Origin of the sequence: Mesorhizobium sp. 113-3-3 (genome assembly GCF_016756495.1) — a bacterium.
Taxonomy (GTDB): Bacteria; Pseudomonadota; Alphaproteobacteria; order Rhizobiales; family Rhizobiaceae; genus Mesorhizobium.
This window is the reverse complement of the sequence record NZ_AP023243.1, coordinates 4,601,446-4,622,117: the sequence shown is the minus strand read 5'-3', so window position 1 is coordinate 4,622,117 and position 20,672 is coordinate 4,601,446. Positions and strand designations below refer to the sequence as shown.

Genomic DNA, 20,672 nt, shown 5'->3' with positions numbered 1-20,672 from the left:
CGATATCAGCCATGCCCTGTCATCCCGCGCAGCCATGGTTTGGCCTTACCGCGACCGGTCAGCAACCCCGCAGGGGGTGTCGGCAGCGCCGCGGCCGCACCAGGGCGTTCCGGCATGGCGATCTCGGGGCAGGTGGCGCGGCTCATGGTGAGCGCACGGGCGCGGCGGGATTGGGAAGATGGCCCAGCTTCAGGAAAAATCGCGCGACAAGGGGCGGCGTGGGCTGCAATCGCGCGACCGACAGGACAATGCGGTCTGTTCAGGCGATATCGGGCTTGGCCGTCATCGGAATAGCTGGCCCTGTTCGCGAACGCCTCGCGCCCGGCTTGGCGCTCCACACCAGGAGAAGACCTGCCTTGAACAAGGAGCCAAGGCGGGTCTTCTCCTTGGAAGTTCGTACTTAGTAGGCCTTCTTCACGTGGTGGCGGTGATGAACGTGGTGGTGAACGCGGTGATGACGAACATGATGATGATGGACGCGGTGATGACGATGATGCTTTGCCATCGGGGCCGCATCGGCGCTCGTCGCGCCGATGACCGGCGCCGTGAAAGCGAGTGCAACTGCAAGCCCGAGGGCCGAGAGGAGGGACTTCTTCATGGATCGTTTCCTTCTTTCGCCGGCGGATCTTAAAATCGGGTCATGGCCCGATCGCCGCGAATGGAATTACGCTCCTGATTTTTTTCGTCAGTATTTCCCGATTGTAGAATTTTGTTTCCGGGGTGTTTCCGGAGAGCCGGCTTCCCAACACTTCATTGTGAAGGCCGAAAAGCCGGCTGTTGCCGCTAGTTTGGCTACATCGGCGGGATCACGCCATTGTTTCCCACCACGACGCGGCTGGAACTCAGTGTCCCGTCAGCCTCGCGCTGGGCGTTGACGAAGACAGTTGCACCCGGCTTGAGATCGGCCGGCGTGGCCGGGGCGAAGGTCACGACGGGCGTGCTGTCGGGGATCGAAATCTTCTTGGTCTGCCCGTTGTCGTAGGTCAGCGTCACGGCGCGCCCGCTTATGTCGGTGACGTCGGCCACGGTGCCGTTGGTCATGCGGCTGTTCGGCTGCAGGTCCCAGGGGCGGTCGCCCTCGCCGGTGCCTTTCAGGGCGGCGGGGAAGATCACCACTTCCAGCGCGCCGCTGCCGCCATCCGCCTTCGAGACGGAAGCGATGCCGAGGAAGTCGCCCTGCTTGATGTCCTTTTGCGAGGCGCTGGCGACGCCCGATATCTTCCAGCCGGTGTTGAGCTTGATCGCTGACGTATCGCCCTGGCGGGTTTTGACGGTGAGCTGCGATGGCTCGAAACTGACCACCGTGCCGCGCACGCGAAGCGCGTCCGCCGCCTGGGCACCGCCCACGGCGGCAATGGAAAGGCTGGAGATCGCGCCAAGCACGACCATGAGTGTCTTGAAGTTCATTGCAGGATCCTTCTGGGAACGGGCCGGCTGGGACCGGATGGTTTTCACGCCGGCGCATCAGAACAACGAACAGGTGGGCCTGAACCTTCGGGCAAAAAGGTGCCGGGTGTTCAAAAGAACTTGATGGCATGCGTGAGACCGCCTCGCGGGCACTCGGTTCACGATAGCGTGACGGCCTTTGGCTCTTGGCAAATCGCCGGCGAGCGGGCATGTTCCTGCTCGTCTCAGGCAACACTCCATTTTTGATCAAACTCTTTCAGCCAGCGGAGTTGCCAATGCCCAACAATGCAAAAAGCCATGCCCTCTCCGAACCGTTAGCCAGTGAGATCGGGCCGGATTACACCACCCTCAGAGCCATGCGGGAAACCCGCGGATACAGCGTGGAAGAGCTTTCGCTGACTTGCGGCCTCTCGGTCGGCGAGATCGAGGACATCGAAAACGGCCGGGCGGCCGATCCGTCGAAGCTGCGTCGTATTGCGTCCGCGCTTCGCCTGCCCCAGGACGCTCTCATCGCTTCCTCCGCCGCGCCGAAACCGGCCGCGCAAGGCCGACCCCTGGCATAGGCCAGAATCAGGCATGCAAGTGAACCCGCCAAGGCCTGCCTGGCGGGTTTCTTGTTGATGCGATGGCGTTCTCCGGCAAGCCGGGCTTGCCGATTTACAAATCGCGCGTGTTTATAGCTGCGGCATCCAAATCCGCGCCAATCACGCCTGCCGTGTCTCGAGGTTGAACCATGGTTTTTTCGATATGAGCCTGGAAACCGTCCGCGCCTTCTTCGCCGCCCATGCGCCCGATATCGAGGTCATCGTCACGCAAGCGAGTTCGGCGACGGTGACGCTGGCGGCGGAGGCGCATGGCGTGCTTCCGGCGCAGATCGCCAAGACCATCTGCCTGCGCGTCGGCGAACGCACCATGCTGGTCGTCACCAGCGGCATCGCAAGACTGGACAACCGCAAGTTCAAGGACCAGTTCGGCGGCAAGCCGCGTATGCTGGATGCGGAGGAAGTGGTCGCCGCCACCAGCCATCCGGTCGGCGGCGTCTGCCCGTTTGGCTTGCCGTCACCGCTGCCGGTCTACTGCGACGTGACGCTGCGCGAGTTCGACGAGGTCGTGCCCGCGGCAGGCGCCACCAACGCGGCGGTGCGGATCGCGCCGCAGCGGATGGCTGAGCTTGTCGGCGCTGAGTGGGTGGATGTGTGCCAAGGTTAGAGGCCGGAATCCCGGCACTGAGACCAGCAATGCCGGGCGCGATTCGCGGATTGTCTGATTTGGCTAAGGCGGACTTCGGGGGCAAGTCCTTGCTTAAAATGGTCGGAGTGGCCGGATTCGAACCGACGACCCCTTGACCCCCAGTCAAGTGCGCTACCGGGCTGCGCTACACTCCGGACCGGTCGCGATGTATCGTGATAACCCCGCCCGGGTCAACCGAAATTCGGTGTTTATCGCGCGATCGCCGACACGCCTGGAAATGCCGGCCGCAACTGCCGCTGATGACGGTATTCCAGCGCAATCGCGCCCCAGACTAGGCCGAGCAGCAGATACATGTGGCGCCAGTGGTCGATGTCGATGAAGGTGCCGAGGCCGATATTGCCGATGAAGGCGACATAGGCGCACAACAGATAAGGCTGCCACGGCCGGTCGCGCAGCAGGATGCGGAACCCGGCCACAATGGTCCAGACAACGAGCGTCAGGAACGACACGAAGCCGAGCCAGCCATAGTCCATCAGCATTTTCAGCCAGATGTCGTGCGTGTCCTCGCCGAACATCTTGCCGAAGACCAGCGGACCTATACCGAATGGACGCTCCATCGCCATCTGGAAGCCGATTGCATAGCGGGCGAAGCGGCCGAGGCGGGCGGTGTCATAGCTCTGTTCGAGATGCGCGCGGCTGGAGAACATCTCCGACACGCCGGGCAACTGCAGGATGACGATGATGGCGATCGTCAGCAATGACAGCGCGGCAATGGTCATGACCACCACGCGCAGCCGGAACTTGCCGCTGGCGCTCTGCAGGAACAGGCAGCCGGTGAGCAGCACGGTCGAGACGGCGAACATGCCCCAGGCGCCGCGCGAGAAAGAGAAGAAAATGCCCAATGTGATGATCAGCAAAGGCACCGCCAGCAGTGGCATGCGCGCGATCGAACCTGTCAGGATCAGGTAGAGCAGGTAGATGCCGGGCAGCACCAGGAACGGCCCGAAAACGTTCGGGTCCTGGAAGGCGCCGGCGGCCCGGTCGTATTTGGTGAACATTTCGGCGCCGGGGAAGGCATGGAAATAGCCTGCTATGCCAAGCAGCGAGGTCGCCACCGCCGAAACGACATAGGCATTGAAGATCAGCCGGTAGAGGCCCGGCTGCGTGGCTGTCACTGAGGCGAAGAACACCGCGCTGAAGGCCAGAAACAGCGACACGCTGAGATAAAGCGGCGTGAAGGCGAGGTCCGCCATCTGCGTCATGGAGATCATGCCGCCGATGTTCATCGTCACCAGCAGCACCAGCAGCGGCATGGCCGCGCGCGAAATCCGCGGGCCGAAGAGCGCCCAGATGGCGATCAGCCCGGCCATGTAGATTTCATAAGGCGCCGGCTCGCTGATGACGAAGCCGGACAGAAGGATGCCGACCACCACCGCACTGGAGGAAATCAGGGCTATCAGCTTGGCGTTGACCGCGGCCCGCGGTAGCTCATGGGAAATCGCGCTCAATAGGCGTTTTCCGTGTTGAGCAACCGGATCGGCGTCAGGAACAGGATCCTGAGATCGAACAGCAGCGACCAGTTCTCGATGTAGTAGAGGTCGTACTCCGTCCGCATGCGGATCTTCTCGTTGGTGTCCATCTCGCCGCGCCAGCCGTTGATCTGCGCCCAGCCGGTGACGCCGGGCTTGACCTTGTGGCGGGCGAAATAGCCGTCGACCACCTCGTTGTAGAGCAGGTTGTGCGACTGCGCGGCGATGGCATGCGGACGCGGGCCGATCAGCGACAGCGAGCCCAGCAGCGAATTGACGAATTGCGGCAGTTCGTCGATCGAGGTCTTGCGGATGAAGCGGCCGACGCGGGTGACGCGCGGATCGTTCTTGGTCACCGTCTGCTTGGCCGTCGGATCCGACCGGTCGGTGTACATCGAGCGGAACTTGTAGACCTCGATGATCTCGTTGTTGAAGCCGTGCCGCTTCTGCTTGAACAGCACCGGTCCCTTGCTGTCGAGTTTTATGGCGATGGCGGTCGCCAGCATCACCGGCGAGAAGACGATGATGCCGATCAGCGAGAAAACGATGTCGAAGGCGCGCTTGGCGACCGAATCCCAGTCGTTGATCGGCTTGTCGAAAATGTCGAGCATCGGCACCGAGCCGATGAAGGAATAGGCGCGCGGCCGGAACTGCAGCGCGTTGGAATGCGCCGAAAGCCGGATGTCGACCGGCAGCACCCACAGCTTCTTCAACAATTGCAGCACGCGCGTTTCGGCTGTCAGCGGCAGCGACACGATCAGCATGTCGATGCGGGCGATGCGGGCGAACTCGATCAGCTCTGAAATGGTGCCTAGCTTGGGATAGCCGGCAACGATCGGCGGCGAGCGCTTGTCGGAGCGGTCATCGAAGATGCCGCAGATGCGGATGTCGTTGTAGGGCTGCTTTTCGACAGAGCGGATCAGGATTTCCGCCGCCTTGCCGCCGCCGACGATGACGGCACGCCGCTCCATGCGGCCATCGCGCGCCCAGCGCCGGATCAGCCTCGACATCACCAGCCTGAGGCTGAAGAGGAGGACGAAGCCGATGACGAACCAGGTGCCGAACAGAAGCCTGGAATAATCTTCCGACATCTTCGTGGCGAAGGCCGTCAACGCCATCAGCGCGAAGGCGCCCGCCCAGGCCAGCAGGATGCGACCGAAATTGGCGATCGGCCGCATCAGGGAGACGACCTGGTAGCAGTCGGTGACATCGAGCAGCACCACGGCGAGGAACGAAGCGGTGGCCATCGTCAACGGATATTGCCAGGCGAGATAGTTGAAGAAACCGACAAAGTAGAAATAGACGCAGAGCCCCGAAAGGAACAGCACCCCGAATTCGACCATGCGCAGAACGCCGCTGACCATGATCGGCGACATCGTATCGCGCCGGTACTGCGACGCGACCTGCCGGGCGACGTCGTTCATGCCGCCGGGCACATCGCCATCGGTCGGGCCGTCGAATTTACGCACCGCTTCGGGTGAAAAGCGGTGCGCGGGGTCGATCTCATTCATGGAACAGTCCGCATGCTTCCCCAGGGTGATTAGCAAAAGAGAGCTAAGAAACCCTTGAAACAACGCGTGGCTTTGGAAAGGCTCCGGCGTTACCTGCCGAGCGCGGCGAAATAGGCCTTCTCGATTTCGGCGGCCATGACGTCGGCGCCGAAGCGCGCCCTGAGGCCGGGGCCATAGGGCATCAGCCTGCCGTAGGCGGCAAGGTCGGCCAGTGCCTCGCCCATCTTGTCGGCGAGTTCGGCCGCATCGGGACGGATCAGGGCAGGGGAGCCGGAACCGAAGATCTCCGGTATGCCGCCGACGGCGGTGGCGATCATCGGTCTTGCCGCTGCAAGGGTCTCCAGCACGATATAGGGCATGGCTTCGGCGCGGGATGGAACGACCACCAGCTCGGCAAGCGCGAAGGCCTCCCTGGCCGGCATTGGCGACAGGAAGCGGACATGGCTTTGCAGTCCCAGCCGCTTTACCTGCGCGTGGTAGCGCGGCAGGTCGTCGCCGTCGCCGACCATCACCGCGCTCAGCGGGCGGCCAAGCCGCGGGCCGGCGGCGGCCAGGGCGTCGATGAAGATGTCGGGTCCCTTCAGATCCCGCATCATGCCGATATAGAGCAGATCCGCTGCGTCGGGTTCGATGAGCACCGGCTCGAATTCGGCGGCGCGCAATCCGTTGTAGACCAGCATGTTCGGGATCGGCGGCTCGCCCACCTTCCTGCGATAGGTTCGCCGCTCGTAGTCCGAGACGAACAGCAGGCAATCGGTGAAATGCGCCATGGAGCGTTCCAGTGCGAAGAACAGCTTCCCCGTGGCTGTCGTTTCGTCATAGTGGAGGGAGCCGCCATGCGGCGAATAAAGGCGGGCTACGCGAGACCTTGATACCCGCAACAATGAGCCGAACAGACGGGCATAGGCGCCACCCTTGGCGCCGTGCCCGTGCAACACGTCCGGCCGCAATTCCTTGATGATCCTGTAGGTGCGCCGGGCCGAGGCGAGATCGCCCGGGCCGACATGGCGCTGCATCGGCGTGCGATGGATGCCGAGCGCCAGCATGTCCTTCATCTGCTCGAACAAGCGCTCCTCGAATTCGCCGCCGGTGGTCGAATCGCAGACGATGCCAACCACATGACCGGCGGCGACCTGCGCCTCGGTCAGGTCGCGCACATGCCGGAAAATTCCTCCGACCGGTGAACGAAAGCAGTGGACGATCCTGAGCTTGTCCGCCACGTGGTGTCTGTCAGAACAGGCGTTCGCGGACGTAGACGGTATCTCCGGGCAGCAGCGGATCGGATGTCACCACGCGGCCGGTCATCACCTTGCCGTTGATGTCGCGGGTGATGTCGACGCTTTCCTGGTTGGCGCGTGGCGAGAAGCCGCCGGCAATGGCGATGGCCTTCTGCACGGTCAGGCCGGGCACGTAGGAATACTGGCCGGCAGCCCCCACTTCGCCCATGACGAAGATCGGCCGGTAGCGATCGATCTCGACCGAGACGTCGGGGTCGCGCAGATAGCCTTGCCGCAATTTGTCGGCGATCTCCTTTTCCATCTGCTGCGCGGTGTGGCCACGCGCTGGAATGGCGCCGACGAGCGGGAAGGAGAGGTAGCCGGACTGGTCGACGCTGTAGGTGTTGGTCAGGCCTTCCTGCTCGAACACGGTGACGCGGATGCGGTCGCCGGCGCCAAGACGGTAAGGCTGGTCGAGGACCTCGTGGAAGGCAGCCGGCGTCGGGCGGTAGCTGGAGCAGCCGGCGAGCATCGATACGGCAAGCAGAGCGTGAAAGAGGGAAGCAGTGCTTTTCATGACCGGATACGTACCTTCGTCTGGCCGCTGCAGCGTCGCAGCAAACATCAGGGATCGGGTTCGTTATCATCCTGTTAGGGTTAATGGCCGGTAAAGGAGCCTGTCGATAGCGCTGCGCGAAGCAGGGGTTTTGCCATTTTTATCGTTTTTCTTGGACGCCGGCAGTAATCCCTAATGGAGGATTGCCGCGATCTTAACGGCTGAGTTACCATAGTTGTTTACGGTGCATCCTGACCCAGTTTCGGAGTAGGGATGCATGTCCGTTCAGTCCGCGGCCGCAGATGTCGACGTTGACCTCAGGCAGCTCTTCGCCAGCCTGGCGAGGAACTGGCTGCGCATATTGCTCTTCGTTCTGGTTGTGACAGGTCTGGCGTTTGCGTTCGCTTCATTGGCGACCAAGCATTACAAGGCCGAGACGCAGGTGGAAATCGCCCCGCGCGAATCCGTTTATACCCGTCCGGCCGGCTCCAACAATGACGGCGACAAGCCGATCCTCGATGAGCAAGGCGTCGCCACCCAGGTTCAGATTATTTCATCCAACGAAATCCTCAAGCAGGTGGCGCAGAAACTCGGCCTGGCGCGGCTGCGTGAGTTCGACGAGACGATCAACATGTCGTCGCTCAGCCGCGTGTTGATCCTGCTCGGGCTGAAGAACGATCCGATGGATGTTCCGGCCGACGAACGCGTGTTGAAGAAGATGCGCGAGAAGCTCAACGTCTTCGGCGTTGAAAAGACCCGCATCGTTGCCATCGAGTTCTCCTCCGAGGATCCGAAGCTCGCCGCCGCCATCCCCGATGCCATTGCCGCTGCCTATATTGCGGGGCAGGGCGCGGCCAAGAGCGAATCGAACACCGCCGCCGCGGACTTTCTGGCGCCCGAGATCGCCGATCTTTCGAAGCAGGTCAGGGATGCCGAGGCCAAGGTCGCGGCCTACCGCGCCCAGTCCGACCTGCTGATGGGCGGCAACAATGCCACCCTGGCCACCCAGCAGCTGGCCGAACTGTCGACCGAATTGTCGCGGGTGCGGGCCAATCGCGCCGCGGCCGAAGGCACCGCCGACAACGTGCGCAAGGCGCTGCAGAATGGCGGCTCGCTGGATTCGCTGCCGGAAGTGCTGTCGTCCGACCTGATCCAGCGTTTGCGGGAGCGGCAGGCCGAGTTGCGCGCCACCATCGCCGATCTGTCGACGACGATGCTCGACAACCACCCGCGCGTTCGCGCCGCGAAGTCACAGCTCGCCGATCTCGACGCGCAGATCCGCAGCGAAGCCCAGAAGATCATGAAGGGCCTTGTGATGCAGGCCGATGCCGCCAAGGCGCGCGAAAGCCAGCTCGTCTCCGACGTCAACCAACTGAAGGCGGCTTCGGCGCAGGCCGGCGAACAGCAGGTCGATCTCGACGCGCTGCAGCGCGACGCCGCCGCCAAGCGCCAGCAGCTCGAGCTCTATCTGACCAATTACCGCGAGGCGGCTTCACGCCAAGACCGCAACTATGTGCCGGTCGACGCCCGAGTCTCCTCGCCGGCTTCGGTGCCTTCCGAGCCATACTTCCCCAAGGTCGGGCCGATCGTTGGCGCGGCTGCTGCGGCGTCGCTTCTGCTGGCGGCCATATTCACATTATTGCGGGAGCTCTTCTCGGGCCGCGCGATGCGCCCGGCCCCAGGCGCCCGTTTTGCGCCGATCGATGAAGTGGCCATGCCGGCAACTGCCCGCCAGGAGCCGGACGCCTCTGAGCCGTCTGTCCGCCTGGAGCCGGCTGTCGCCAGCGCGTCCGCCGATCGTGGCGTCGAAACGCAATGGCCCGAAGCTGTCGAGGAACCGCAGATGGAGGCGCAGCCGCGGCCCGTCGCCGAGCCCGAGCCTGCCGCCAAGGTTGAACCTGCCGCCGAGGCCCAATCGGTCGCCGAGCCGGAGCCCGTCGCGGAGGCACAGCGGCCGCGCTCGGTGCTCGGCGAGATCGACATCGAAAAGGCCGCGGAAAAGCTGATCGCCAGCGGGGCTGCCCGCGCCATATTTGTTTCGCCCGAAGGCGACGAGGCAGCCGCGTCGGCGATCCTAGTGGCGCGCGAAGTGTCCGACGCCGGCCTGCGCGTCCTGCTGCTCGATCTCACCGCCTCGGGTGCTGCCTCGCGGCCGATGCTCGACAGCGGGCTTTTCCCGGGGATCACCGATCTGCTCGCCTCGCAGGCGCAGTTCAGCGACGTCATCCATGCCGATCTCTATTCCGACTGCCATGTCATTCCTGTCGGCACCGCCGATCCGGTTCGCGCCATGCGCGCCGCCGACCGGCTGCCGATCATCATGCAGTCGCTGACCACCGCCTATGATCTGGTGGTGGTCGAATGCGGGCCGGCCGATGCGCAAGGCATCAGCCGTCTCGGCGGCGAGGCCACCGAAGTCTTCCTGTCCATGCTGGAGCCGGACGACGAGGTGACGAAGGCCGCGGTCAAGCTGATCGAGAGCGGCTATCCCGACCTGACGCTGGTGACACCGCTTGGCCATGAGCCGCCGGGCACACCGGGACGGCGCTCCGCGGCCTGAAGGCGGCGCGCCCGGCCTATCCCAGCTCCAGCGTCGTCACGCCGAATACATTGGCCGCATCGAGCTTCGGTGGCGGCCCTTTGTACATGCGGGTGGTGCTGAAGGTCGGTGAGAAACCGGCCGCCCCGAGCGCCGCAATGAAATCCACCTGGGTGGCCGGGACATCGATGTTCAATTCGCCACCATCGCACGCGCCCGCCAACGCCTCGAGCAATTCCAATGCGGTCTCCGAGTCGTCTGCGAAGAGCGGGCCGATCTTGAAGCCGCTGCGGCAGGCTCGCGCCACCGCGTAGCCGGTCGTGCCCTCGGACGTGACCGCTGCAACGGCATGGTGTGGCGGCTGCAGCCATCGCTGCAGGAAAGAGCGCCGGGGAGCCGGAAAGCAAAGCGCATCATATCCGACGATGTCGGGCGTCGGCTGCGCGGTCGCCATGCGTGGCCGCTCGGCGCGGACGGGCAGGGCCGCGGGGCGCCCGCTGTAGCGGATGGTCTCGTAGACCGGTTTGAACCCCTTGCTCCGGTAGTTGGCCTGCTGCTCCTCGACGCCATCGAGGCCGATGGTGCGCCCGGCCAGCCGGTCCATGCCCGCGGTCCACACCGCCTTGCCATAGCCCTTGCCGCGCATGTCCGAGCGGCAGATGTAGAGACCAATGAAACCGAAATCCTGCCCATAGGCTACCGCCGAGATCGCGGCGACCATTTCGTCCCCGACAAAGGCACCGATGAACCCCTCCGGGTCCGCTGCCTGGAACATTGCCGCATCCTCAAGGCCGGGGTTCCAGCCCTCGTCAGCCGCCCAGTCGATGAGATCAGTCAATTCCCCAAGCGACAGCGCGCGGATGATCGGTTTCATGGTGCTTACTCCGCCGCGACAGCTCCGGGCGAGAACGATTTCAGCATACCACGATAGGGCTTGGCCAGCGGGCTGGCATAGGCGCCGCGTTTCGATGTCGAGAGACCGAGCGCAATCAGCGCTTCGGCCTGCTTGATCGCGGCGCCGACGCCGTCGATGACAGGCAGTCCGAAATCCGCCTGCAACTGGTGCGCAAGGTCCGCCATGCCGGCGCAGCCAAGCACGATGGCCTCCGCACGATCCTCCTCAACGGCACGGGCGATCTCGTCGCGCAGTTTGCCAATCGCTCCCGATGCCGGATCCTCGAGCGCCAGCACCGGAATGTCGGCGGCCCGCACACGCGCCCGTCCCGCCATGCCGTAGCGTTGCACCAGTCCCTCCACCGGCACGCGCGAGCGTTCGGTGGTGGTTACGACAGTGAAGCGCTGAGCGATGAAGGAGGCCATGCTGAGTGCCGCCTCGCAGATGCCGATGACGGGAATGGCGGCCATGGCCCGCGCGGCGTCGAGGCCGGTGTCGTCGAAACAGGCGATGATCGCAGCCCGCACGCCGCGGCGCTCGCCGGCGGCGATCTCCATCAGAAGGCCCGGCACGGCCAGAGCCTCGTCATAATAGCCTTCGATCGAGGCCGGTCCCGTTGACGAGGTGACGGCGACGATTTCGGTCGAGACGCCGGCAACGCCGCGCGCGGCCGCGGCGATCGTCTCGGTCATGCTCGCCGTCGTGTTGGGATTCACCACCAGGATCTTCACAGTCACGCTCTCGCCCGGCGGCGGCCGACGTAGAGGATGGCGCCCAGCGTCGCCAGGATCACCAGGAAGGAAAACACGGTTGTCACCGTGCCCAGCGCGTAGAGCACCGGCGTCGTGACGTTGGTGGTCATGCCATATATCTCGAGCGGCAGCGTGTTGAAGGTTCCCGAAGTCATCAGCGTGCGGGCGAACTCGTCATAGGAGAGCGTGAAGCCGAACAGGCCGACCCCAATCAGGCTCGGCGCGATCATCGGCAGCACGACATGAATGAAGGTTTGCCAGGAGGTGGCGCCGAGATCGCGCGCGGCCTCTTCGTAGGCCGGTGAGAAGCGGTTGAAGACGGCGAACATGATGAGCACGCCGAACGGCAAGGTCCAGGTCAGATGCGCGCCGAAGGCCGACGTATACCAGGCCGGGCGCAAGCCCACCTGCTGGAAGACCACGCCGATGCCGAGCGAAATGATGATGGAAGGCACGACGAGACTGGCGACCGCCAGATAGAACAGGGCGGTGGCGCCGCGAAATTTCTGCCGGAACGCAAGGCCTGCCAGCAGCGACACCACGACGGTGACGACCATCACCATCAGGCCGAGCACCAGCGAGCGCTTGAAGCTGCCGCCGAAATCGCCGACCGCCTGCCGCTCGAACAGATTGGCGAACCAGTGCAGCGAAACGCCGTTGAGCGGGAAGGTGAGGCCGCCGGTCTCGCCCTGGAAGGACAGGATCAGGATCGCCGACAGCGGGCCGTAGAGGAACAGCACGAACAGCGCGAAGAAGGCCGCCAGTACATAGAATTCGAGAGTGCGTTTCTCGTGGCTCACATCAAAGCTCCCGGCGGATATCGACGATGCGCAGGATGCCGGCGACCATCAACAGCACGAGCACCAAAAGCACCACGGCGTTGGCGGCGGCGGCCGGGTACTGCAGCAGCGACATCTGGTTCTTCATCATCAGCGCAACGGATGCGCTCTGGCCACCCGACATCACCTGCACGGTGGAGAAATCGGCCATCACCAGCGTGACCACGAAGATGGTGCCGATCGCCATGCCTGGCTTGGCCAGCGGAAGGATGACGTTCCACAGCACCTGCCGGCCGGAGGCGCCGGCGTCGCGCGCGGCCTCGACCAGCGAGCGGTCGATGCGCATCAGCGTGTTGAAGATCGGCGTCACCATGAACAGCGTGTAGAGATGCACCATGGCCAGCACGACCGCGAATTCGGAATAGAGCAGCCATTCGATGGGTTTTGGCACCAGGCCCATATGCACCAGCGTCGAGTTGATCAGCCCGTTGCGGCCGAGCACCGGGATCCACGAGATCATGCGGATGATGTTGGAGGTCAGGAACGGCACGGTGCAGACCAGGAACAGCACCATCTGCATGGCCGTGGTGCGGATGTGGAAGGCGAGGAAATAGGCGACCCAGAAGCCGATGAACAAGGTCAGCGCCCAGACGATGGCCGCGAATTTGATGGTGTTGAGATAGGTCTTCCAGGTGACCCAGGAGCCGAGCACGTCGGAATAGTTGGTTGTCAGGAAATCCGGATACATGGCGGCGAAGTCGTAATCCCAGAAGGACACGACGACGATCATGATGATCGGCAAAAGCAGGAACGCGCCGAGGATCAGCGCCAGCGGAGCCGACTGCAGATAGGGCGTGACGGCGCCGAGCGATAAGCGGCGGCGTCTCACTGGCCTGGCGGCAGCGATTGCAGGACGTTCGAGCGCAACTGTCATCAAGGCTCTCGGGTTTGGCTATGCGGCCTGAACCGCGTGCCCTTCTCCCGCTAAGGGGAGAAGGGAAGAGGAGGGCGCTTGTTCCTTACGCCGCGATGAATTCGTTCCAGCGCTTCACCATGTAGCGGTCCTCGTCCATCACCGAGTTCCAGCAGGCGACCTTGCCCATGCGCTCCTCGAAGGAGCCGCCATCGCGCACGGCGCCGGCTTTTTCCATGACCGTGCCGTCCGGCGCCTTGATCTCGCCCTTGGCCGGCTTGCCTTCGATCCAGTAGCCCCACTCGTCCTCGGTCATGAACTTCTTGGCCGAGACCATGTTGGCTGAGTAGTAGCCCTGGCGGTTGAGGTAGCCGCCGACCCAGCCCGACGTGTACCAGTTGATGTATTCATAGGCAGCGTCGAGTTCGGCGCCCTTGAGGTGGGCGGCAAGGCCGAGGCCGCCGCCCCAGGAGCGGTAGCCTTCCTTGAGCGGCTGGAAGCGGCAGGCAATGCCCTTGGAGCGCACGGCGGCCACCGCCGGCGACCACATGGACTGGATGACCACTTCGCCCGACGCCATCAGATTGACGCTCTCGTCGAAGGATTTCCAGAAGGCGCGGAACTGGCCGCCCTGCTTGGCCTTGATCAGGAAGTCGATCGTCTTGTCGATCTCGTCCTTGGTCATGTTGCCCTTGTCGGCATATTTGATGTTGCCGGAGGCTTCCATGATCATGGCGGCATCCATGATGCCGATGGACGGGATGTTGAGGATGGCGGTCTTGCCCTTGAAGGCCGGGTCCATGATGTCGGCCCAGCTGGTGATGTCGCGGCCGACGAGGTCGGGGCGGATGCCGAGTGTGTCGGCGTTGTAGATGGTCGGCACCATGGTGAACCAGTTGGTCGGCGCCTTGGCGAAGGTCTTGGAGTCCTGCGCCTCGACATAGCCGACCGTGTGCGGCGCCGTGCCCTGGGCGATCACGCTGTCGGGGGTAAGCTTGCCGGTTTTGAACAGCGGCACCAATTCGTCGTAATATTTCAGCTTGCTGACATCCATCGGCTGCAGCACGCCGGTGGGGAACACCTTCTTGCAGATCCAGTATTCGATGTCGGCGATGTCGTAGCTGTCCGGCTGGGTCACGGCGCGCTGGGCAGCGGCGTCGGAATCCGTCGCCGTCATCTCCAGCGTGATGCCGAGGTCGGCCTTGCACTTGTCGGCGATGGCGTTGAGGTTCGACACGCCGGTGCCGAACTGGCGCAGCGTGATGTTGGACTGTGCCCAGATGGTCGGGAAGCCTGTGATGACGCCCGAGCCGGCGGCGAGGCCAACGGCGGCCGCACCTGTCTTGAGCAGCGAGCGGCGCGAAATGCCAGTCTTGGTTTGCGTATCTGTCATGTCTATTCCCCTGTCTTGTTTTGCTTGGTTGATTTCATGAATGAAGGCGGCCGAGGACGATCGAATCCCCGGCATCCCAGGCGAGCAGTACGGCGTCGCCAATGGCGACGGGTCTGGCGAAGAAGTCGGAATCGTCGACGATGACGGTGAAATCGTCGATGCCGGCACCGGTGACGGAGAGCTTCACCGTCGCGCCGCGATATTCGATGTTGGCGACGATGCCGGTGAAGCCGAGCCCGGGTGAGGGTGCCTCGCCGATGCGCACATGGTCGGTACGGATGGCGATGTCGATCGGCGCGCCCGCCTGCTGCGGCTTGCCGCTGGCGGCGAGCGAACCGCCGCCATTGACGTCGAAGACGACCATGCCGTCTCGGCTGCCGGTGACCCGGCCGGAGATGACATTGTGGTCGCCCATGAAGCGCGCGACGAAGGCCGTGGCCGGCCGCTCGAACACGTCGCGCGGCGGTGCTGCCTGTTCGATGCGCCCGTCATTCATCACCACGATCAGGTCGGCAAGCGCCATCGCCTCCTCCTGGCTGTGGGTGACGTGGACGAAAGTGATGCCGAGCGACGTCTGCAATTTCTTCAACTCGGCGCGCATGCGGATCTTCAGGAACGGATCGAGCGCCGAAAGCGGCTCGTCGAGCAGCAGCGCCTCGGGATCGGTGATCAAGGCCCGGGCGAGCGCGACGCGCTGCTGCTGGCCGCCGGAAAGCTGCGCCGGCCGGCGCGTCGCATAGGCCTCCATCTGCATCAGCTTCAGCATGTCGAGCGCCTTGGCGCGGCGCTTTTCCTTGTCGACGCCCTTCATCTTCAGGCTGAAGGCGACGTTGTCGATGAGGTCGAGATGCGGGAACAGCGCATAGGACTGGAACATCATTGCGGTGCCGCGCTTGGCCGGCGGCAGGTCGGTGACGACTGTGTTGCCGAGCCTGATGTCACCGGATGAGATGCTTTCGTGGCCGGCGATCATGCGCAACGTCGAGGTCTTGCCGCAGCCGGAGGGACCGAGCAGGCAGCAATAGGTGCCCGCCGGTATCTTCAGGCTGACGTCCTCGACGGCGGTCGTTGTTCCATAGACTTTCGAAACGGACACTATGTCGATCTCGGCGGCTTTGGACATTCAGGCTTCCCCTTTGGTCGCATTAACCAATGCATCATGCGTGCCAATATCGGGGTGACCGGCCAAGCACTTGAATTGTCTGAAAAATCAGGACTCATGGCTGCTGCCTGCCGGGTAGGCGTTCTTGTGCATTGCACAAATTATGGGCGATTGTGCGCGATCTGCGCAAAAATCGTATGCAATCTTTTTTGGCTTTGTGTTCACTTTGCCTCTCGTGCGCGGAAGGCGAGTCGCGCTAGAAGGGTGCGGGAACATCATCGCCATGAATATTGCCGACCAAATCTATTCCGCCGACAGCGCCAATCAGGATCGCGCTCAGGCGATCCGCGACAATCTGCGCGACGCCATCGTCGACCGCCGGCTGGCGCCGGGCACCAAGCTGTCGGAGGGCGAGGTCGGCACGTTGTTCGATGTGTCGCGCACTGTGGCCCGCGCGGCCCTGCAGATGTTGTCCTTCGAAGGCCTGGTGCGCACCGAGCGCAACCGCGGCGCGTTCGTCGCCAACCCCTCGCCCGAGGAGGCGCGCCAGGTGTTCGCCTCGCGCCGGCTGATCGAGCCCGGCATTGCCATTGCCGCCTGCGGGCGCGTCACATCAGCCGACATCGCTGCCTTCAGGGCGCAACTCGACGAGGAGGGCCGCTTCATCGCCGAGCGTGGTCCCACCGCGCGGCGCTCCGAGATCAAGGCATCAGGCGATTTCCATCTGCTGCTTGCTTCGGTCGCTGGCAATGCCATCCTGCAGCGCTTCATGGAGGAACTGGTGGCGCGCTCCTCGCTTGTCATCGCGCTTTACGGGCGTTCTGGCGTGTCGGCCTGCGGGCACAGCGAGCACACGGAAATCGTCGGTGCGCTGGAGAGCAGCGATTGCGAACGGGCAAGCCGGCTGATGCTGCACCACATCGACCATATCGAGGCCGATCTCGATCTGCGCGTCAGGGCGGGACCGGCGCTCAAGGAAGCCCTCAATTTCTGAGAATTAGCTCTCGTCTTCGCCAGCCGCGGGCGCTGCCTGTCCGGCCGCCTTGCGGCGCAGCATCTTGGTCAACTTCCAGATCGTCGGACTGTTCTTGACGAAGGCCTTCAGCCGCGCGCCCTGGCGAAGCGTCTGCGCCAGCGCGCGACCCTTCAGCGTCAGCGGAACCAGCACCTCGAAATGCCGGGTTTCGACATCGCACCACTGCCGCTTGTAGGGCTCGTCGCCGACGGAGAAATCGTAGACGGCGAAACCCGTCTCGCAGGCCTCCTGGATATTGTCGAAGAACAGGAAATCGCCGGGACTGCTGTAGGCGAGATCGTCCTCTGCGATCGCGCCGAACTCGCAGATCAGGCGTTTCCCGGAGCGGCTCGACCCGGTGACGGCGCGTAGCTTGCCGGCGACTTCCAAGCCATGCAGCACGAAAGAGGGTGCGTTCTCGGCCAAGGCCTGCGTGAACAGTGCCCGGAAGAAGGCGCGTGTCTGGTCGCTGCCGAAGACATTGGCGATGCCCATCTTGCGAAAGCGGAGTTCCTTCATCTCGAAGAAGGCGTCGAGCAATCTCTCCACCTCGTCCGCGCTGCGCGCCTCGATGCGCCGGTGGCTGCCGACGGCCTCGAATTTGCGCGTCTGCGACCGATGTTTTTTGCGTTTGCGCTTGCCGCTGGCGCGCAGCAGCAGCGCATCGAAGCCACCGGTGAGATCGACAGCCAGCGAAAGATTGGGGCTGGCGAAATGATCGAGCGATGCGAGCGGATTGGCGATGCCATCGAGGTCGGGCAGGAGTCTTTCCAGCGCGATGAGATCGATGTCGGGGCGAGCCTTGGCAATGGCCGCAAAAACCGAGCGGACGGCCGCGCCATCGGCCCCGGCCAGCCATTGCGGGTCGGCGGCGGAAAAATTGCCATTGGCGTGGCGGCCGCCCATGAAACGGGCGACCCGGAACGGCCCCTGGCTGACGATTTCCAGCGCCAGAGCGAAGACTGGTTTGCCTTCGAGGGTGAGCGTCGCCACGAGGAAATCAGGCTTGAGCTGTGCGGCCCAGTTCAGGACCCATGTCGCGCCCTGTGCCGGCGCACTAAGCGCCGACCGGCAGAACCCCGCATAGGCCGCCAGCCCGTCCGCACCGACGACGGAAACCCATGGCCCGGCGGCATCCTTCGGCAGGGCGCGTGGCGACGCCTCGGTCGCCGCAAGCCGATTGCCGTCAAATGACGCCATTGCGTCAACCATACCTCAATCCTTAAGGCGTATTGATCCCGATTTGGGGGGCGCTCAGGCGTATTCCGTGCTTGGATCAGCCTAGGCGCAAAAGGTGAATGAATGATCGACGGTGGGGAGGCAATCCGGAAACTGGCGCTCAACGTCGCCCGCTATACCGGCCTCGCACCGCTGGCCAGGCCGTTTGTCGGCGGCATCGGCGCCATCCTGATGCTGCACCGCGTGACGGCGACTCCCGAGAAGCCCGACAGCGTCAACCGGCACCTCAACATCGCGCCGAGCTTCCTCGACGCGGTGATCGCCGACATGAAGGCGGACGGCTATGTCTTCGTCTCGATGGACGAAGCCGTGGAGCGCATCAAGGCAGGCGGCAAGGGCGGCCGGTTCGCCACCATCACCGCCGATGACGCCTATCGCGACAACATGACCGAGGCCCTGCCGGTGCTGGAAAAACACGGCGCGCCGATCACCATCTATGTCGCGCCGGGGCTGATCGATGGCACCGCCGATCTGTGGTGGGATGTGGCCGAGGATATCGTCAACGCGTGCGACCGCTTGACTCTGTCGACCTCGAACGGTCCGACGTTGATCGATTGCGCGACCCCCGCCAGGAAAAGCCAGGCCATAACCCGGTTGCACGCCTACCTCGCCACCGAGGTGCGCGAGGAGGATCTGCGCGCCGTGCTGCGCGATCTCGCCAGTTCAAATGGCGTCGACGCGGATGCCTCGCGACTGCGGACGCTGATGAACTGGGATGAGATCCGCACCGTCGCCGCGCATCCGCTGGTGACGATCGGCGCCCATACGATCAACCACACCAATCTGAAGCGGCTTGCCGAAACCGATGCGCGGCGCGAGATCGGCGCCGTGAAGGACATGCTGCGAGCGGAGCTTGGCAGGGAACCACACCATTTCGCCTATCCCTACGGCTATGCCAGCGCCGTCGGCTGCCGCGAAGTCGGCTTTGTCCGTGACGCGGGCTATGCCTCCGCCGTGACGACCCGCCACGGCGTGCTGCGCGCCGAACATGCCGGCTTCCTGCATGCCTTGCCGCGCATTTCGATCAATGGCCGCTACCAGAACCTCGCCCACATCCGCACCATGCTGTCGGGCGTGACCACGCCGCTCGCCAATGCCGGCAGGATGGTGGTGACCATCTGACGGGGGTGCCCCTTCGAACCGAGACAGTTCGTTTCAGCGCTTCGCCCGCGGCTCCAGCATCAGCCACTTGATGATGCCCATCGCCGGCAGCACCCACAGCAGGCCGCTGAGCAGGAAGAACAGGAATTGCACCAACGCGCCGGACTCCGACAGCCGCGCGACCGCGAAGATCGAAGCGACCAGCGCATAGATGATAACCAGCGCCACCAGCAGGAACACTCCGATCAGCTTTTTCAGGCGAATGGGCATGGCTCGGCCTCGTTGATGGCTATCGCTTAGGCCGAACGCAAGACAGGCGCAACCCGCGACATCGGGCGCGACGGCGTGCCGCGCTGCATGGTCTTGCCAGCACGGATGCGATGGTCCACCAATCCGCGACACTCAACCGGACTGGACAGATCATGGCTGCCATATCAGCCGCCCACCCATACGTCGCCCGCGACCGCGACCTGTACAACCGCTCGCTTGTGCGCGGCTGGCTTTATGTCGTGCTTCTGGTGCTGTTTGCGCTGGTGCTGGTCGGCGGCGCCACGCGGTTGACCGAGTCCGGTCTTTCCATCACGGAATGGCAGCCGATCCATGGCGTCATCCCGCCGCTCAACGACGCCGAGTGGCAGGAGGAATTCCAGCGCTACCAGCAGATTCCGCAATACACCGAGCTCAACAAGGGCATGAGCATCGAGGCGTTCAAATCGATCTTCTGGTGGGAATGGGCGCACCGGCTGCTGGCGCGCAGCGTCGGCCTGGTCTTTGCCTTGCCCCTGCTGGTCTTCTGGGCGAGCCGCCGCATCGAGCGCGGCCTGGGGCCGAAGCTGGTCGGCATTCTGCTTCTTGGCGGCCTGCAGGGCGCCATCGGCTGGTGGATGGTGGCCTCCGGCCTGGTCGACCGCGTGTCGGTGAGCCAGTACAGGCTGGCGACGCATCTGACGCTGGCGGCGCTGATCTTCACCGCCACCATGGTCGTCGCGCGCGGGCTGGCCCCACATTCGGAGCCCGCCGCCGATCGCTCGACGCAGCGCCTGGCCGGCTTCATCGTGCTTCTGGCGCTGATCCAGATCTATCTCGGCGGCCTGGTCGCCGGGCTCGATGCCGGCCTGAGCTACAACACCTGGCCACTGATGGACGGCAGGATCATCCCCGGCGACCTGCTGATCCTCGAGCCGGCATGGCGCAACTTCTTCGAGAACCCGAAGACGGTGCAGTTCATCCATCGGCTCGGTGCCTATACGGTTTTCGCCGTCGCGCTATGGCACATGATCGCCACGCGTCGTCGGCTGCCCGGCTCGACCCATGCCCGCCGCGCGACGCTGTTGTTTCTGCTGGTGCTGGTGCAGGCCTCGATCGGCATCGGCACGCTGCTGATGCAGGTACCGCTGCATATGGCGCTCACCCATCAGGGTTTTGCGCTGATCGTGCTGGGTTTTGCCGCCGCGCACTGGCGCGGGACGAAGGGCGCGTACCCCTTGCCGCAAGAGATCGCGCTCAGGAATTGACGGGGAGCCTGTCGCCCCG

General features: G+C 63.9%; 20 protein-coding genes and 1 tRNA gene. 7 read left to right on the top strand and 14 right to left on the bottom strand.

Annotated features, from left to right (window positions below; genetic code table 11):
- The first annotated feature begins 178 nt into the window (after positions 1-178).
- Positions 179-631 (top strand): hypothetical protein, encoded by a 453-nt coding sequence (locus tag JG746_RS22700; RefSeq protein WP_202354759.1) that lies wholly within the window; start codon positions 179-181, stop codon positions 629-631.
- Between the two features lie 161 nt (positions 632-792).
- On the opposite strand, the gene JG746_RS22695 is transcribed toward JG746_RS22700, so the two are convergent.
- Entirely contained in the window at positions 793-1,407 is a 615-nt protein-coding gene (locus JG746_RS22695; RefSeq protein WP_202354758.1) for a hypothetical protein, read from the bottom strand.
- 275 nt (positions 1,408-1,682) lie between these two features.
- On the opposite strand from JG746_RS22695, the gene JG746_RS22690 reads away from it, so the two are divergent.
- Together JG746_RS22690 and JG746_RS22685 are read left to right on the top strand one after the other, a co-directional pair.
- Complete coding sequence (locus JG746_RS22690; RefSeq protein WP_202359440.1) at positions 1,683-1,970, top strand: helix-turn-helix domain-containing protein; 288 nt, start codon at positions 1,683-1,685, stop codon at positions 1,968-1,970.
- A gap of 184 nt (positions 1,971-2,154) precedes the next feature.
- The gene (locus JG746_RS22685) at positions 2,155-2,616 is read left to right on the top strand and encodes a YbaK/EbsC family protein (RefSeq protein WP_202354757.1); all 462 of its coding nucleotides are present in this window, start codon (positions 2,155-2,157) and stop codon (positions 2,614-2,616) included.
- 99 nt (positions 2,617-2,715) lie between these two features.
- Here the strand turns inward: JG746_RS22685 and JG746_RS22680 are convergent.
- The 5 genes from JG746_RS22680 to JG746_RS22660 all read right to left on the bottom strand — a co-directional run bounded on the left by JG746_RS22680 (position 2,716) and on the right by JG746_RS22660 (position 7,432).
- Positions 2,716-2,792, bottom strand: a tRNA-Pro gene (locus JG746_RS22680).
- Between the two features lie 54 nt (positions 2,793-2,846).
- Positions 2,847-4,106 carry an O-antigen ligase family protein gene (locus JG746_RS22675; RefSeq protein WP_202354756.1) on the bottom strand — a complete coding sequence of 420 codons (1,260 nt, stop codon included), beginning with the start codon at positions 4,104-4,106 and terminating at the stop codon, positions 2,847-2,849.
- The gene (locus JG746_RS22670; protein ID WP_202354755.1) at positions 4,103-5,638 is read right to left on the bottom strand and encodes an undecaprenyl-phosphate glucose phosphotransferase; all 1,536 of its coding nucleotides are present in this window, start codon (positions 5,636-5,638) and stop codon (positions 4,103-4,105) included. The genes JG746_RS22675 and JG746_RS22670 overlap by 4 nt, the downstream gene beginning before the upstream one ends.
- A gap of 89 nt (positions 5,639-5,727) precedes the next feature.
- Positions 5,728-6,858 carry a glycosyltransferase family 4 protein gene (locus tag JG746_RS22665; RefSeq protein WP_202354754.1) on the bottom strand — a complete coding sequence of 377 codons (1,131 nt, stop codon included), beginning with the start codon at positions 6,856-6,858 and terminating at the stop codon, positions 5,728-5,730.
- A 10-nt stretch (positions 6,859-6,868) separates the two neighbouring features.
- Complete coding sequence (locus JG746_RS22660) at positions 6,869-7,432, bottom strand: polysaccharide biosynthesis/export family protein (RefSeq protein ID WP_202354753.1); 564 nt, start codon at positions 7,430-7,432, stop codon at positions 6,869-6,871.
- 256 nt (positions 7,433-7,688) lie between these two features.
- On the opposite strand from JG746_RS22660, the gene JG746_RS22655 reads away from it, so the two are divergent.
- Positions 7,689-9,971 carry a GumC family protein gene (locus tag JG746_RS22655; protein WP_202354752.1) on the top strand — a complete coding sequence of 761 codons (2,283 nt, stop codon included), beginning with the start codon at positions 7,689-7,691 and terminating at the stop codon, positions 9,969-9,971.
- Between the two features lie 16 nt (positions 9,972-9,987).
- Here JG746_RS22655 and JG746_RS22650 read toward each other — a convergent pair whose 3' ends face one another.
- The 6 genes from JG746_RS22650 to JG746_RS22625 all read right to left on the bottom strand — a co-directional run bounded on the left by JG746_RS22650 (position 9,988) and on the right by JG746_RS22625 (position 15,805).
- A complete protein-coding gene (locus JG746_RS22650) occupies positions 9,988-10,824 on the bottom strand; it encodes a GNAT family N-acetyltransferase (RefSeq protein WP_202354751.1) in 837 nt (278 codons plus the stop codon).
- A 5-nt stretch (positions 10,825-10,829) separates the two neighbouring features.
- Positions 10,830-11,576, bottom strand: coding sequence for an aspartate/glutamate racemase family protein (locus JG746_RS22645; protein WP_202359439.1), 747 nt, complete (start codon positions 11,574-11,576; stop codon positions 10,830-10,832).
- A 2-nt stretch (positions 11,577-11,578) separates the two neighbouring features.
- Positions 11,579-12,397 (bottom strand): ABC transporter permease, encoded by an 819-nt coding sequence (locus JG746_RS22640; protein WP_202354750.1) that lies wholly within the window; start codon positions 12,395-12,397, stop codon positions 11,579-11,581.
- Between the two features lies 1 nt (position 12,398).
- The gene (locus JG746_RS22635) at positions 12,399-13,310 is read right to left on the bottom strand and encodes an ABC transporter permease (protein WP_202354749.1); all 912 of its coding nucleotides are present in this window, start codon (positions 13,308-13,310) and stop codon (positions 12,399-12,401) included.
- An 85-nt stretch (positions 13,311-13,395) separates the two neighbouring features.
- The gene (locus JG746_RS22630; RefSeq protein WP_202354748.1) at positions 13,396-14,682 is read right to left on the bottom strand and encodes an ABC transporter substrate-binding protein; all 1,287 of its coding nucleotides are present in this window, start codon (positions 14,680-14,682) and stop codon (positions 13,396-13,398) included.
- 34 nt (positions 14,683-14,716) lie between these two features.
- Positions 14,717-15,805 carry an ABC transporter ATP-binding protein gene (locus JG746_RS22625; protein WP_202354747.1) on the bottom strand — a complete coding sequence of 363 codons (1,089 nt, stop codon included), beginning with the start codon at positions 15,803-15,805 and terminating at the stop codon, positions 14,717-14,719.
- Between the two features lie 262 nt (positions 15,806-16,067).
- Here JG746_RS22625 and JG746_RS22620 point away from each other — a divergent pair, with 262 nt between their 5' ends.
- Positions 16,068-16,778 carry a GntR family transcriptional regulator gene (locus tag JG746_RS22620; protein WP_202354746.1) on the top strand — a complete coding sequence of 237 codons (711 nt, stop codon included), beginning with the start codon at positions 16,068-16,070 and terminating at the stop codon, positions 16,776-16,778.
- Between the two features lie 3 nt (positions 16,779-16,781).
- Here the strand turns inward: JG746_RS22620 and JG746_RS22615 are convergent, their stop codons facing one another.
- The gene (locus JG746_RS22615; protein ID WP_202354745.1) at positions 16,782-18,011 is read right to left on the bottom strand and encodes a GNAT family N-acetyltransferase; all 1,230 of its coding nucleotides are present in this window, start codon (positions 18,009-18,011) and stop codon (positions 16,782-16,784) included.
- Positions 18,012-18,101: 90 nt separating this feature from the next.
- Between JG746_RS22615 and JG746_RS22610 the strand changes: the two genes are divergently transcribed.
- Entirely contained in the window at positions 18,102-19,160 is a 1,059-nt protein-coding gene (locus tag JG746_RS22610; protein ID WP_202354744.1) for a polysaccharide deacetylase family protein, read from the top strand.
- Positions 19,161-19,193: 33 nt separating this feature from the next.
- On the opposite strand, the gene JG746_RS22605 is transcribed toward JG746_RS22610, so the two are convergent.
- Positions 19,194-19,409, bottom strand: a complete 216-nt coding sequence (locus JG746_RS22605; RefSeq protein ID WP_202354743.1) for a DUF2842 domain-containing protein — start codon at positions 19,407-19,409, stop codon at positions 19,194-19,196.
- A 152-nt stretch (positions 19,410-19,561) separates the two neighbouring features.
- Between JG746_RS22605 and JG746_RS22600 the strand changes: the two genes are divergently transcribed.
- Positions 19,562-20,653 carry a COX15/CtaA family protein gene (locus tag JG746_RS22600; RefSeq protein ID WP_202354742.1) on the top strand — a complete coding sequence of 364 codons (1,092 nt, stop codon included), beginning with the start codon at positions 19,562-19,564 and terminating at the stop codon, positions 20,651-20,653.
- Positions 20,654-20,672: the final 19 nt, after the last annotated feature.

Bases quoted from the DNA above. Each gene is read 5' to 3' on its own strand.
- JG746_RS22700 (WP_202354759.1), top strand. From the start codon at position 179: ATGGCCCAGCTTCAGGAAAAATCGCGCGACAAGGGGCGGCGTGGGCTG.
- JG746_RS22695 (WP_202354758.1), bottom strand. From the start codon at position 1,407: ATGAACTTCAAGACACTCATGGTCGTGCTTGGCGCGATCTCCAGCCTT.
- JG746_RS22690 (WP_202359440.1), top strand. From the start codon at position 1,683: ATGCCCAACAATGCAAAAAGCCATGCCCTCTCCGAACCGTTAGCCAGT.
- JG746_RS22685 (WP_202354757.1), top strand. From the start codon at position 2,155: ATGAGCCTGGAAACCGTCCGCGCCTTCTTCGCCGCCCATGCGCCCGAT.
- JG746_RS22670 (WP_202354755.1), bottom strand. From the start codon at position 5,638: ATGAATGAGATCGACCCCGCGCACCGCTTTTCACCCGAAGCGGTGCGT.
- JG746_RS22660 (WP_202354753.1), bottom strand. From the start codon at position 7,432: ATGAAAAGCACTGCTTCCCTCTTTCACGCTCTGCTTGCCGTATCGATG.
- JG746_RS22655 (WP_202354752.1), top strand. From the start codon at position 7,689: ATGTCCGTTCAGTCCGCGGCCGCAGATGTCGACGTTGACCTCAGGCAG.
- JG746_RS22650 (WP_202354751.1), bottom strand. From the start codon at position 10,824: ATGAAACCGATCATCCGCGCGCTGTCGCTTGGGGAATTGACTGATCTC.
- JG746_RS22635 (WP_202354749.1), bottom strand. From the start codon at position 13,310: ATGACAGTTGCGCTCGAACGTCCTGCAATCGCTGCCGCCAGGCCAGTG.
- JG746_RS22630 (WP_202354748.1), bottom strand. From the start codon at position 14,682: ATGACAGATACGCAAACCAAGACTGGCATTTCGCGCCGCTCGCTGCTC.
- JG746_RS22625 (WP_202354747.1), bottom strand. From the start codon at position 15,805: ATGTCCAAAGCCGCCGAGATCGACATAGTGTCCGTTTCGAAAGTCTAT.
- JG746_RS22620 (WP_202354746.1), top strand. From the start codon at position 16,068: ATGAATATTGCCGACCAAATCTATTCCGCCGACAGCGCCAATCAGGAT.
- JG746_RS22615 (WP_202354745.1), bottom strand. From the start codon at position 18,011: ATGGTTGACGCAATGGCGTCATTTGACGGCAATCGGCTTGCGGCGACC.
- JG746_RS22610 (WP_202354744.1), top strand. From the start codon at position 18,102: ATGATCGACGGTGGGGAGGCAATCCGGAAACTGGCGCTCAACGTCGCC.
- JG746_RS22605 (WP_202354743.1), bottom strand. From the start codon at position 19,409: ATGCCCATTCGCCTGAAAAAGCTGATCGGAGTGTTCCTGCTGGTGGCG.
- JG746_RS22600 (WP_202354742.1), top strand. From the start codon at position 19,562: ATGGCTGCCATATCAGCCGCCCACCCATACGTCGCCCGCGACCGCGAC.